We start from the raw sequence: 12,564 nt of genomic DNA on the forward strand, positions 1-12,564 counted from the left end.
CAGCCCCGACGGACCCGCAGGGACAGGACAACACGCGCCCCAGGACCTCCGGCCCGACCCCGCGCACAGGGGGCACCGGGGAGACACCCCGGACGTCACCCCCACCCCCGCGCGGAGCGCCCCCGCTTCGTCTCGGACCGCTGCTTCTTCTCCCGCAACCGCCGCTCATTGATCCCGCGCGGAATACGCGTGGGCCGGCGCGGCTTCGGCGGCGGCGCGGTCGCCTCCGCGAGCAGCGCCGCCAGGCGCACCGCCGCCGCCTCACGGTTGCGCCACTGAGAGCGGTGCTCCGAAGCGCGAACAGTGATCACGCCATCGTTCAGCCGCCCGGCCAGCCGCTGGAGCGCCCGCTCCTTCCACACCTCGGGCAGCGCCTCGGTGCGGGCGAGATCGAACCGCAGTTCGACCTGGGAGTCACTGGTGTTGACGTGCTGTCCACCGGGCCCGGACGACCGCGAGAAACGCCACATGAGCTCGGCCTCGGGCAGGGAGACGGAGCCACGGATGACATGGGGACCGGACATGCCGTACAGGTTCCCGCGAACGACAGGGCCACGTCATCCGAATATCCGGACCCAAGTAAAGAAAGTAAAGCGAGCTGGAACCTCGCGTACCCCTCTCCGCGTTCAAGGTGGTAGCTGTAGCTTCTAGCCGTACGTAAACGAGGGAAGGGACTCCCAACAATGGCTGTAAGCCTGTCCAAGGGTGGCAACGTCTCGCTCACCAAGGAGGCTCCGGGCCTGACCGCCGTCACCGTGGGCCTCGGCTGGGACGTCCGCACCACCACCGGCACGGACTTCGACCTCGACGCCTCGGCGATCGCGGTCAACACGCAGGGCAAGGTCTACTCGGACGCCCACTTCGTGTTCTTCAACAACAAGCAGACCCCGGACAACACCATCGTCCACACCGGTGACAACCGCACGGGTGAGGGCGCCGGCGACGACGAGGCGATCAACGTCAACCTGGCCGCGCTCCCGGCCGACATCGACAAGATCGTCTTCCCGGTCTCCATCTACGACGCCGAGAACCGTTCGCAGAACTTCGGCCAGGTGCGCAACGCCTACATCCGCATCGTCAACCAGGCCGGCGGTGCCGAGATCGCCCGCTACGACCTCTCGGAGGACGCGGCCACCGAGACCGCCATGGTCTTCGGCGAGCTGTACCGCAACGGTGCGGAGTGGAAGTTCCGCGCGGTCGGCCAGGGCTACGCCTCGGGCCTCGTGGGCATCGCCCAGGACTTCGGCGTGAACGTCTGAGGGACCCCACCCGCATGACGGAGCCCCCGGCCCGGCTTCCGGCCGGGGGCTCCGGCGCGCACCGAGACCTCCCCGAGGGGATGACGCGACACGTCCTGAGCCACGGGAAGCCTCACGCCCTGTCCGGCCGCCCCTCCCCGTGCAGCCAGTCCTCCCAGATCCGGCCGAACTCCTTGTCCGGCGCCGACTTCTCCACGTACGCCGTGAAGTCGCCGGTGTCCGCGGTGCCGTGACGGTGTGCCTCCGCCCAGCCCCGCAGGAGGGCGGAGAAGGCGTCGTCGCCCACCGTCCGCCGGATCCTGTGCAGGACCATCGCGCCGCGCCAGTACACAGGGGTCGCGGAGATGCGCGCCGCGTCCGGCGGCTCGGCGGGCGGGAAGGCCCAGAGCGCCTCGTTGGTCGCCGCGTCCGGGAAGTAGGAACCGGCGTACAGCAGGTCGAAGGTCTCCTGCGCGGTGTCGCCGCCGTGGTCCTCCTGCCACAGCCACTGCGCGTACGTCGCGAAGCCCTCGTTGAGCCACATGTCCCGCCACGTCCGCGGGGTCACGGAGTTGCCGTACCACTGGTGGGCGATCTCGTGGACCAGCAGCAGGATGTCGGGGGCGCCGGGGAAGACGGGCCGGTTCTGCGTCTCCAGGGCGTATCCGGCGTCCTCCGGGCGGTCGACGACCGCGCCCGTGGAGGAGAAGGGGTACGGCCCGAAGGTCCGCTCCGCCCACGCCACGACCTCGGGGATCCGTGCCAGGACCGTGCGGCTCGCCTCCGCCTGTCCGGGGTCGACGGCCGTGTACACGGGCAGCCCGTCGGAGGTCCTGGTGCGGTCGATCTCGTACCGGCCGATGGCGACGGTGGCGAGGTAGCTCGCCATCGGCTCGCCGACACGCCACCGGTAGGTCGTGCGGCCCCCCTCGGTCTCCTCACCGGCGGGCTCCCCGTTGGACACCGCCCGCAGCCCCTTCGGAACCGTGACCGCGATGTCGTACGTCGCCTTGTCGGAGGGGTGGTGGTTGCCCGGGAACCAGGCCATGGAGCCCGTCGGCTGCCCCAGGGCCAGCGCGCCGTCGACGGTGGGCAGCCAGCCCTCCTCGGAGCCGTCCGGGTCGGTGACGGTCCTCGGGGCGCCGGAGTAGCGGACGACGGCACGGAACCGCGCGTCCCGGGCGAGTGCGTCGCGCGGCCGGACGGTCAGCTCCTGGCCCGCACGGCTCCACCGCGCGGCCGTGCCGCCGACGGTGACGTCCTCGACGTCGAGCCCTTCGAGATCCAGGTTCAGCGCGCCGAGGTCCTGCGTCGCGCGGGCGTCGATCGTCGCGGTGCCGGTGAGACGGCGGTCGCGCGGGTCGTAGGTGAGGTCGAGGGCGTAGTGGGTGACGTCGTAGCCGCCGTTGCCGGACTTGGGGAAGTACGGGTCGCCCGCACCGGCCCCGCCGGCCCCGCCTGCACCGGGCCCGGAGCCGCTCGCGCACGCGGCCGCCGGCACCGCGAGCAGGACGGCGGCGACGGCGCGGGAGGCCCGGCGGGGGCGGAAAGGTCGCACGTCGGGATCCTATGAGGGGCCGGTGCGCTGTGCCGTGACACCATCACCCACGTGCTCGACATCGGCTACGCCCTCTCCAACCGCTTCCCCGACCCCCCGCAGACCGACTACCGCCGCGCGGACGTCCACGCCCTGCGCCACGACCTGTTCTGCGGCGACGTCTACCTCGCGGACACCAAGTCGGACCGGGAGCTGTCCACCGCCTGGGGGTGGGTGCCGGTGCTCGACTTCGCGTGGGCGTTGTGCGACATCGTGGAGCGCGTCGACCGGGACCCGGCCGGCTCGCGCGCCTCGCGGCCCCAGCGCGCGGAGCTGGACTTCACCGAGTCCACCGACCGGCTGCTGTTCGAGCGCCGCTTCGGCTGGGTGGACATCGAGGCCGAGTGGCTCCCCGCCTCCGAGCCCCCGCTGACCTTCTCCCACTCCGAACTGCGCCGTGAGGCCCGCGACTTCCTCCACGACCTCCTCGCCGACCTGACCGACCTCCACGACGACCTCGCCGAGAACCCGGCCGTCTGGACCCTCCAGGCCCGCTTCCCGAGGATCCCCTGACGGCTGTCGATCACGACGATGAGAGCATCGCTCCCGGAAGCGGCACCACGGACGGAGGGGGCGAGCAGTGGCGCACGGTCCTGCGACCTACCGGATGCACCACACCGTGTACCCGCCGGCCGTCGTCCGGGAGGGGGCGCCGGACGCACTCGGGCCGGCCGTCCGGCTCTCCCGTGACGCCGACGGCCCCGCCTCCGACCGGCTCCACTCCGTCCGCGCCTTCCACCTCCACGCCGAGAACGGCGCCCCGCTCGCCCGGGTGGTCACCGCGCAGCCCCTGGGCTCCCGGCTGAGCGGGCGCCCTGCCGTGTACGAGGTCCGGGACCCGGCCGGTGCGCCGCTCGGGCGGATCACCCTGCGGCGCCGGCGGGCCTTCCGCCCCGGCCGGAGACGCTGGACCGTGGAACCCGTCGCCGGACGGACCCTCCGCGGGTACGAGGGCCGCCTGCTGTGGTGGGCGCTGTGGTGGCCCGTGGGACTTCCCTTCAGCCTCGTATGGCTGGTCACCACCCTGCTGGGCGAGGGCGACGGCGGGATCCGCCCGCCCCGGCGTGTCATCTGGCGGGACGGCTCGCACCGGGCGCACCTCGTCTTCCGCGCGGTGGCCGAGGAGTACCGCATGCCGGGGACCGACGTCGACGGTCGTCTCATCAACGCCCTCATCGCACTGCACCAGTCCTTCGACCCGTCCGAAGGAGCGGGCGCGTGGGGGTGGTACGGGGAGTGAGCCCTGGGCCCGGGCCCCATCCCCCGACCCGGCCCCTTGTCCCCTCCCCCGCTCACCCCTCCACTCGGATCCCCAGCTCCCCCGCCAGCACGGGCGCCAGATCGAGCAGTTGGGCCGTGCTGATCACCGCCCCCGACAGCCGGTCCACCCCCCTCGCGATCTCCAGTGACGCGGCGCCCCTCAGGTCCACGTCCTTCAGCGTGGCACCCGAGAGGTCCGCGCCCTTGAGCGCGCAGTCCACGAACTCCACGCGCTCCAGCCGCGCCCCGCCGAAGTCCGGCTCGACCAGCACACAGCCCTCGAAGACCACGTCCTTCAGCCCGGCCCCGCGCAGATTCAAGAAGTCGATCTTGCCGCCGCGGACCAGCACCCGCTCCAGCGACGCCCCGTGCAACTGCGTGCCCCCGAGCCGTGCGTCGGTCAGCTCGACGTCGCGCAGGGTCGCCTCCGCGAGGTCGGTGCCCACGCCCCGGACCCCGGCCAGGACCGAGTCCAGCACCCGCGCACGGGACAGCCGCGTCTCGTCCAGCGCGCACTCCGTCAGCGCGCAGTCCATGAAACGCGCCCCGCAGCCGTCCTGCCCCACGAGATCCGCTGCCCCGAACTCCAGCCCGTCGTAGTCCCCGTCCGGCTCCAGCCCACCCCCCTCGTACCGCTCCAGCGCGGGCAGCCGCAGCTCCGGGCGCCGCGCCGCCTTCACTCCCGGACCACCGGCCGCTCTCCTCGCCATGGCCCCATGCTGCACCTCACCACTGACAATCAGCCTGACCTGGGAAAACGCCACGCATGTCACATTCCGGGGTTCTCGCTGCGTCTCATCCACACAGCCGGAAGCGACCGACCGAGGGAGACCCCCAGACATGCACCGCATCACCGTCATCGGCGGCGGCTTCGCCGGACTCACCGCGGCCATCACCGCGGCAGAGGCGGGCGCGAAGGTCACCGTCCACGAGGCCCACCACACGCTGGGCGGCCGCGCCCGCACCGCCGAGGGCCCCTACCGGACGAACGAGGGACCGCACGCCCTCTACAACGGCGGCCCGCACTGGGCCTGGCTGCGGCAGCGCGGCCTCATCGGACCGCTCGCCCCGCTCCCGCCCCTGGAGGCGGCCCGGCTGCGCCTGCGCCACCGGGGCGTCCTGCGCCGCACCCCGCCCTTCGCGATGCTGAAGCTGCTGCGCCGCGGCGGCACGCAGGCCCCCGTCGACACCGACTTCCTCACCTGGGCCACCGGAATCGCCGGGGAGGAGGGCGCGCGGGCCGCCGCCCACTACGCGGCGGTCGCCCTGTTCCACCACGACCCGGGCTCGCTGTCCGCCGCGTTCGTGCAGGAGCGCCTGCGCCGCGCCACCAAGCTGCCCCCGGAGGCCCACTACCCGCGCGGCGGCTGGGGCGGGCTGATCGACCGGATGGCCGCCCGCGCGTGGAACCTGGGTGTGCGGATGGAGACGCTGTCCCGGGTCGACGCCGTGCCCACCGACACGCCCGTGGTCGTCGCCACCTCGCTGGACGCCGCCCGCCGTCTCCTCGGCGACGCCTCGCTGACCTGGCCGAGCGGCCGTACCGTCCTGGTCGACCTCGCCGTACGCACCCGGCGCGGCGACGCGTTCGCCGTGTCCGACCTCGACGCACCGGGCTGGCTGGAGCGCTTCACCGCCCAGGACCGCACCCTCGCCCCGGCCGGCGAGCAGCTGATCCAGGGCCAGATCCCCATCGCCCCGCACGAGTCCAAGGCGGACGGCACCGCCCGCGCGGAGGCGCTGCTGGACCTGGCCTACGAGGGCTGGCGGGAGCGGGTCACCTGGCGGCGGCAGGCGGTGGCGAACGGCCGTACCGGCGCCGTCGACCTGCCCGGCACCAGCTGGCGCGACCGGCCCGCCGTCGACCGCGGGGACGGCGTCTACCTCGCCGGTGACCAGGTCGCCGCGCCCGGCGTGCTCTCTGAGGTGTCCTTCAACAGCGCGCTGACGGCCGTCTCGCTCGCGCTCGGCAGGAACGCGCTTGACCTCAAGCATGCTTGAGGTCGCACCGTGGGGGCCGTGGCGGCGCACACTCCGGCGCCGCCGCACCCGACGCCGCGCACCGGCACCGGCGGCACCGACTTTGGGGGAGCCCACATGCACGCCATCCGTCTGCACGCCTTCGGCCCGGCCGAGAACCTCGCCTATGAGGAGGTCGAGGACCCGCGCCCGGGCCCGGACCAGGTCCGCATCGCCGTCCGGGCGGCCGGTGTGCACCTCCTGGACGCCGCCCTGCGCAGGGGCATGCAGGGCCCCGGCCCGGCACCGGCCACGCTCCCGACCGTCCCCGGCCGCGAGGTCGCCGGGGTCGTCGACGCGCTCGGCGAGGGCGTCCCCCGGGAGCTGCTCGGCCGCCGCGTGGTCGCCCACCTCGGTTTCGCGCCCGGCGGCTACGCCGAGCTGGCCGTCACCGGCACCGACCGGCTGCACGAGATCCCCGAGCGGCTGGACTTCGCCGAGGCCGTCGCCATGATCGGCACGGGCCGTACGGCGATGGGGATCGTGCAGTTCGCCGAACCCGGCCCCGGTGACGTGGTCGTCGTCCCGGCGGCGGCCGGCGGCATCGGCACGCTCCTCGTGCAGTACGCCAGGAACGCCGGCGCCACCGTCATCGGCCTGGCGGGCGGCCCCGCGAAGACCGCACGCGTGGCGGCGGGCGGCGCCGACCTCGCCGTCGACTACACCGCCCCGGACTGGACCGAGCGGCTCGAGGGCCACCGCGGCAAGGTCACCGTCGTGTACGACGGTGTGGGCGGCGATGTCGCCCGCGCGGGTCGGTCTGCTCGCGCCGGACGGCCGGCACGTCGTCTTCGGCTGGTCGGCCGAGGGGATCGAGAGCGACCGCCCGTACCTCGTCGAGGGCGTCTCGCTCAACGTCCTCGGCCCCGAGATGATGCGCAGGGCCGGCGGCCCCAACCCCGTCCGCACCCTCGAACTGCGCGCCCTCGCCGAGGCCGCCGAGGGCAGGCTCACCCCCGCCGTCCAGCGCTTCCCGCTCTCCGAGGCCGCCGCCGCCCACCGGGCCCTGGAGAACAGGGGCACGACCGGAAAGGTCGTCCTGGAGCCGTAGCGCCCTCGAAAACCGCGGGACCCGGCGCCCGTGCACCACTACCGTGCGAGAAGTGATCGACATCCCCGCGGAACTCGCCGCCGCCCAGGAAAAGTTCAACAAGGAGGCCGGCCGGGCCTTCATCGCCGCCCTGCCGGACCTGACGGCGCAGTTCCTGGACCGCTGGGAGCTGCGCGTCACCGGGGCGCCCATGCACGGCGTGAGCGCCCTGGTCCTGCCGGTCGACCGCGCGGACGGCACACCCGCGGTGCTGAAGCTCCAGATCCGCGACCACGAGAGCGAGGGCGAGCCGACCGCCCTGCGCCTGTGGAACGGCGACGGAGCGGTCCGGCTCCTCGACCACGACGAGCCCACCGGCACCATGCTCCTGGAGCGCCTGGACTCCTCCCGGATGCTCGCGCACCGGCCCGATGTGCACGAGGGTGTCCTGGTGATCGCCCGGCTCCTCGCCCATCTCCACGCCACCCCGGCCCCCGAGGGCATGCGCCGCCTGGGCGACATGGCCGCGTCCATGCTGGAGCGGACCCCCCGGGCGCTGGACCGGATCCCCGACCCGGCGGCCCGCCGCCTCGTCGCCGACTGCGCGGCCGCCGTGCGCGAGGTCGCCGACGAACCCGGCGACCGCCTCCTGCACTGGGACCTGCACGACGAGAACGTCCTCGCCGCAGACCGCGCCCCCTGGCTGGCCATCGACCCCAAGCCCCTGGCCGGTGACCCCGGCTTCGACCTGTGGCCCGCGCTGGCCAACAACTTCGACGCCGAGGACATCCGCTGGCGCTTCGACGCCATGACCGACGTCCTCGGCCTGGACCGCGCGCGGGCGCGCGCGTGGACCTACGGGCGTCTGCTGCAGAACTGTCTGTGGGAAACGGAGGAAGGCCGGCCCTTGGACGACAACGACCTGGAGATCGCCCGCCGACTGCGCGGCGGTACGGCATAGCCGGACCCCACCGAGGGCGATAACTGGCCACGGTGGTCGTAAATGGTCGCTGACCCTTGTGCGAGCACGATCACATATGTGAGGCTTTTGATCGCGTACCGGGGGGTGTGTCGACCACACGCATGTACACCCCTCGAGTCATTCCATCAATTCGAGGGGAACGAATTGAAAACCATGAAACGCGCAATCTTAGGCGTGACCGGCCTTACTGCGGCAGCTCTGTGCATGGGTGCCGCGCCGACGGCAACCGCCGACACTCTCGACACATCGGCGACCGCCGCCGTCGAGTGGTCCGCGAGCCACAAATCCTCCACCGCATCCGGTACGCGATGGACCGAGAAGAGCAGCAGCGGAATCGGTTCGGCACTCGTCATCACGGGAAAGCTGCGCAACACCGGATCCGCGTGCCACTCGATCTGGGTGCGGTGGACGTACGACTTCGTCACCCACCCCTACACCAAACGCGTCACTCAGTGCGGCACCGGGTCGGCACCTGTCGACATCCGGTTGGATCCGTACTGGCCGACGACCACCGGCTCCCTGAAGGTATGCAGCGGAACCGAGGACACCCAGGACTGTGGAGAAGCGGTCTCCCTCACTTCCTGGCCCGTGAAGCAAGGGGTGAACTGACCGATGCACATGCGCACATGGATCGCCGCGGCGACCACCGCCGGTGCCCTGCTCACCGTTTCCGCGGCAGCGACGGCCACCGCGGCCGACACGGCCACGGGAAGTGACGCCAGAGCGACGTCCGAGTGGTCCGTCACCCACAGGGACGCGAGCGCCTCCGGTCTGATCCGTCCGCTCGACGGCAAGAGCGCGATCGACGGGGAACTCCGGAGCACCGGTTCGGAATGCTATTCGCTGGTGACCCAGCCGCTTCTGGGCTCTTTCCCCGGACCGATGACAAAACTGGCGACACTTTGCGATGCCGGGTCGCTCCCGGTATACCGTGAATACGCCGGCGCCTCGACGCTCCTCAAGATCTGCCGTGGCAGTGCCGCTCCCTATGCCGACTGCGGTCCCGCCCAGCGGCTTCCCGCAGGATGGAACCCGCCGGAGGGATTCGTCTACGAGGCCTCATGGCTGGGCACCTCGGACTTGGCCTACTGCAAGTCCCAGGGAGAAAAAGGAATTGCGGAAGGCCGCTGGACCGAGTACCTGTGCCGCGCGGAATATCGCGGGGGCGCGGACATTCCTCTCCTCCACCAGGTGCTGTACGTGAAGAAGTGACCGCAAGCGCGGGCACGACCGTCGGTCACCTCGGAGGGCCATGCCCACGCATGCCCGTCCACGGCCGCCCGGCCGTGTGACGCGCCCTGCCCCGAGCAGCAGAAAACCCCAGGTCAAGAGCTATGTGACCTGGGGTTTCTCGGAGCCCCCTGTCGGATTCGAACCGACGACCTACGCATTACAAGTGCGTTGCTCTGGCCAACTGAGCTAAGGAGGCACCGCGCGGCGCGCGCGAAGGCTGGTCCACTGTACACAGTGCCGGTTTCGCCGAGCCACGCACTTGTGGGAGCCGGACCCCCGCCGTTCACTCCACGTCGTACTCGAAGGCGTACGGCACCTTCGTCTCCCCGTGCCGGTAGGTGAATCCGCCCGTGCCGCGCAGTCCCGTCAGCTCCTCGGTGCCGGATCCCTCGACGACCTCGAACGTGCAGTGGACGGTGCCGTCGCTCGTGAAGCGGCCGCGCTCCTCGAGGGCGAAGGTGCCCGCGCGGCCGTCGACACGGCCGGTGAGGAGCTCCATGCCCGCGAAGGTGCCGACCGCCCCGGTGAGGTAGGTGACCGTGTAGTCGCAGGTGGTGGACTCGGCCTCGATACCGCCCGAGAAGGCGTTGGTGACCGTGGCGTGCGCGAGCCGGGGGAAGGCGCCCTCGGGGGTGACGGGGCTCTCCTTCCAGTCGGCGAAGGTGAAGTGTCCGGTGATCTTGGTCGTGGCGGGCATGGGAGTTCCCTTCCGTGCTGAACCGACGCGTCCTCCGCGGTGAACCGACGCGTCCCGCCACTCTGTCCCCCGTACCTGACATCTTCTGTCAGGTACGCCGGGACAATGGCTCCCATGCGTGCCGACCGGCTACTCTCCCTGCTCCTCCTGCTGCAGAACCGCGGCCGGATGACCGCACCCGAACTGGCGGCGGAGCTCGAGGTGTCGGTCCGCACCGTCTACCGGGACATCGACGCGCTCGGCGCCTCCGGGGTGCCCGTGCGGGCCGATCGCGGGCCCGAGGGCGGCTACCGCCTGATGGAGGGCTACCGAACCCGGCTGACCGGACTGACGGACGCGGAGGCCGGTTCGCTGGTCCTGGCGGGGCTGCCGGGGCCGGCCAGGGATCTCGGGCTCGGCGCCGTGCTGGCGAGCGCCCAGCTGAAGATCGAGGCGGCCCTGCCGGGCGGACTGGCCGGGCAGGCGCGGCGGGTGCGCGAGCGCTTCCACCTGGACGCGCCGGCCTGGTTCCGGGACGCCGACCCCGTACCGCATCTGGAGCCGATCGCGCGGGCGGTGTGGGAGCAGCGGGTGCTGGAGACCCACTACCGGCGCTGGCGCGGCGAGGTGCACCGGGAGATGTGTCCTCTGGGACTCGTGCTGAAGGGGGGCATCTGGTACCTGGTGGCGCTGGCGGAGGACGCGGTGCGCACCTACCGGGTGTCGCGGTTCCAGGCGGTGGCGGAGACCGGCGAGGAGTTCACCCGGCCCGCCGGGTTCGACCTGGCCGCCTACTGGACCGAGTCCTCCCGCCGGATGGAGGCGGCGATACGGCACGGCACGGCCCGGCTGCGGCTGTCACCGCGCGGGCAGAAGCTGCTGCCGATGCAGTTCGGGGCGGCGGGAGCGCGGGCGCTGGCGGACGCGGGGCCGCCGGACGGGGAGGGCTGGGTGGAGGTGGAACTGGCCGTGGAGTCGGAGGCGGTGGCGACGGGCGATCTGCTGCGGCTCGGCGTCGAGGCGGAGGTGCTCGGCCCGGCGGGGCTGCGGCAGGCGGTCGCGGCGGCGGTGGCGGTGCTGGCGGACCGCTATGCGAGCGAGGTGATCGCGTACGAAACCGAACAGTCACCTCCTTGATCGAAAGTTTCCGCGAAATTCACAGCCCTGGAACTACTGACAGACCAGGTGAACGCCAGGTACGGTCCTGAGCCAGTTCACTCATGTGGACCACACCACAACGGAACACCCGTCGTGGCAACACCTTCCTACTCGGATCGTCCGGCACGTTCCTGCCGGTAGAAGGGGACCATTCACCATGGCCACTGTCACGTTCGACAAGGCGACCCGGGTCTACCCCGGCTCGACCAAGCCCGCCGTCGACGCCCTGGACATCGAGATCGCGGACGGCGAATTCCTCGTCCTCGTCGGCCCGTCCGGCTGCGGCAAGTCCACCTCGCTCCGCATGCTCGCGGGGCTCGAGGACGTCAACGGCGGCGCCATCCGCATCGGCGACCGCGACGTCACGCACCTGCCGCCCAAGGACCGGGACATCGCCATGGTGTTCCAGAACTACGCGCTGTACCCGCACATGACGGTCGCCGACAACATGGGCTTCGCGCTCAAGATCGCCGGCGTCAACAAGGCGGAGATCCGGCAGAAGGTCGAAGAGGCCGCGAAGATCCTGGACCTCACCGAGTACCTGGACCGCAAGCCGAAGGCGCTCTCCGGCGGTCAGCGCCAGCGTGTCGCGATGGGCCGCGCCATCGTGCGTGAGCCGCAGGTGTTCCTCATGGACGAGCCGCTGTCCAACCTGGACGCCAAGCTCCGTGTGTCCACCCGTACGCAGATCGCCTCGCTCCAGCGCCGCCTGGGCATCACCACGGTCTACGTCACCCACGACCAGGTCGAGGCCCTCACCATGGGCGACCGCGTCGCGGTCCTCAAGGACGGTCTGCTCCAGCAGGTCGACACCCCGCGCAACATGTACGACAAGCCCGCGAACCTCTTCGTCGCCGGCTTCATCGGCTCCCCGGCCATGAACCTGATCGAGGTCCCGATCGCCGACGGCGGCGTGAAGTTCGGCAACTCGGTGGTGCCGGTGCAGCGTGACGCGCTCTCCGCGACCAGCGACAAGACCGTCACCGTGGGCGTCCGCCCCGAGCACTTCGACGTCGCCGGCGCCGACTCCGACCAGGGCGTCGCGGTCACCGTCAACGTCGTGGAGGAGCTGGGCTCCGACGCGTTCGTGTACGGCACCGCGCAGGTCGGCGGCGAGGTCAAGGACATCGTGGTCCGCGTCGGCGGCCGTGACGTCCCGGAGAAGGGCAGCGAGCTGCACGTCGTGCCGCGTTCGGGCGAGACCCACGTGTTCTCGACGTCGACCGGTGCGCGCCTGTCCGACTGAGGCAGGCCGTCCGCAGCGACGGTATTGACGTGAGGGGCCCCGCAGAGCACTGCGGGGCCCCTCACGTTGTCGACAAATACCCCGGCACACCGGGCATTTCGGGCGCACACGTCAACACGCCGCCC

13 protein-coding genes, 1 tRNA gene and 1 pseudogene are annotated in these 12,564 nt (G+C 71.8%); 10 read left to right on the top strand and 5 right to left on the bottom strand.

Going from position 1 to position 12,564, the window contains the following annotated elements:
* Positions 1–95: 95 nt before the first annotated feature.
* The gene (gene arfB, locus ACZ44S_RS09605) at positions 96–533 is read right to left on the bottom strand and encodes an alternative ribosome rescue aminoacyl-tRNA hydrolase ArfB (protein WP_466926693.1); all 438 of its coding nucleotides are present in this window, start codon (positions 531–533) and stop codon (positions 96–98) included.
* A 150-nt stretch (positions 534–683) separates the two neighbouring features.
* Here arfB and ACZ44S_RS09610 point away from each other — a divergent pair, with 150 nt between their 5' ends.
* On the top strand, positions 684–1,259 hold the full coding sequence (locus tag ACZ44S_RS09610) for a TerD family protein (RefSeq protein ID WP_030829245.1): 576 nt from the start codon (positions 684–686) through the stop codon (positions 1,257–1,259).
* Positions 1,260–1,371: 112 nt separating this feature from the next.
* Here the strand turns inward: ACZ44S_RS09610 and ACZ44S_RS09615 are convergent, their stop codons facing one another.
* Complete coding sequence (locus ACZ44S_RS09615) at positions 1,372–2,796, bottom strand: M1 family metallopeptidase (RefSeq protein WP_466926414.1); 1,425 nt, start codon at positions 2,794–2,796, stop codon at positions 1,372–1,374.
* A 51-nt stretch (positions 2,797–2,847) separates the two neighbouring features.
* On the opposite strand from ACZ44S_RS09615, the gene ACZ44S_RS09620 reads away from it, so the two are divergent.
* The gene (locus ACZ44S_RS09620) at positions 2,848–3,348 is read left to right on the top strand and encodes a hypothetical protein (protein WP_190166454.1); all 501 of its coding nucleotides are present in this window, start codon (positions 2,848–2,850) and stop codon (positions 3,346–3,348) included.
* Between the two features lie 67 nt (positions 3,349–3,415).
* Positions 3,416–4,075 (top strand): hypothetical protein, encoded by a 660-nt coding sequence (locus tag ACZ44S_RS09625; protein ID WP_466926416.1) that lies wholly within the window; start codon positions 3,416–3,418, stop codon positions 4,073–4,075.
* 52 nt (positions 4,076–4,127) lie between these two features.
* Here the strand turns inward: ACZ44S_RS09625 and ACZ44S_RS09630 are convergent, their stop codons facing one another.
* Entirely contained in the window at positions 4,128–4,805 is a 678-nt protein-coding gene (locus ACZ44S_RS09630) for a pentapeptide repeat-containing protein (RefSeq protein ID WP_466926419.1), read from the bottom strand.
* A 130-nt stretch (positions 4,806–4,935) separates the two neighbouring features.
* Here ACZ44S_RS09630 and ACZ44S_RS09635 point away from each other — a divergent pair, with 130 nt between their 5' ends.
* The 5 genes and pseudogenes from ACZ44S_RS09635 to ACZ44S_RS09655 all read left to right on the top strand — a co-directional run bounded on the left by ACZ44S_RS09635 (position 4,936) and on the right by ACZ44S_RS09655 (position 9,338).
* Positions 4,936–6,096, top strand: coding sequence for an FAD-dependent oxidoreductase (locus tag ACZ44S_RS09635; RefSeq protein WP_466926421.1), 1,161 nt, complete (start codon positions 4,936–4,938; stop codon positions 6,094–6,096).
* 96 nt (positions 6,097–6,192) lie between these two features.
* Positions 6,193–7,165: pseudogene (locus tag ACZ44S_RS09640) on the top strand (zinc-binding dehydrogenase).
* A gap of 43 nt (positions 7,166–7,208) precedes the next feature.
* A complete protein-coding gene (locus ACZ44S_RS09645) occupies positions 7,209–8,105 on the top strand; it encodes an aminoglycoside phosphotransferase family protein (RefSeq protein WP_466926424.1) in 897 nt (298 codons plus the stop codon).
* Between the two features lie 195 nt (positions 8,106–8,300).
* A complete protein-coding gene (locus tag ACZ44S_RS09650; protein ID WP_466926426.1) occupies positions 8,301–8,735 on the top strand; it encodes a hypothetical protein in 435 nt (144 codons plus the stop codon).
* A 3-nt stretch (positions 8,736–8,738) separates the two neighbouring features.
* Positions 8,739–9,338 carry a hypothetical protein gene (locus ACZ44S_RS09655; protein ID WP_466926429.1) on the top strand — a complete coding sequence of 200 codons (600 nt, stop codon included), beginning with the start codon at positions 8,739–8,741 and terminating at the stop codon, positions 9,336–9,338.
* Positions 9,339–9,481: 143 nt separating this feature from the next.
* Here ACZ44S_RS09655 and ACZ44S_RS09660 read toward each other — a convergent pair.
* Both ACZ44S_RS09660 and ACZ44S_RS09665 read right to left on the bottom strand, forming a co-directional pair.
* A tRNA-Thr gene (locus ACZ44S_RS09660) sits at positions 9,482–9,555 on the bottom strand.
* Between the two features lie 87 nt (positions 9,556–9,642).
* On the bottom strand, positions 9,643–10,056 hold the full coding sequence (locus tag ACZ44S_RS09665) for a DUF3224 domain-containing protein (RefSeq protein WP_466926431.1): 414 nt from the start codon (positions 10,054–10,056) through the stop codon (positions 9,643–9,645).
* A 114-nt stretch (positions 10,057–10,170) separates the two neighbouring features.
* On the opposite strand from ACZ44S_RS09665, the gene ACZ44S_RS09670 reads away from it, so the two are divergent.
* Positions 10,171–11,172 (top strand): helix-turn-helix transcriptional regulator, encoded by a 1,002-nt coding sequence (locus tag ACZ44S_RS09670; protein ID WP_466926433.1) that lies wholly within the window; start codon positions 10,171–10,173, stop codon positions 11,170–11,172.
* Between the two features lie 178 nt (positions 11,173–11,350).
* Complete coding sequence (locus ACZ44S_RS09675) at positions 11,351–12,439, top strand: ABC transporter ATP-binding protein (RefSeq protein ID WP_466926436.1); 1,089 nt, start codon at positions 11,351–11,353, stop codon at positions 12,437–12,439.
* Positions 12,440–12,564: the final 125 nt, after the last annotated feature.

It is taken from the genome of Streptomyces malachitofuscus (genome assembly GCF_055571035.1).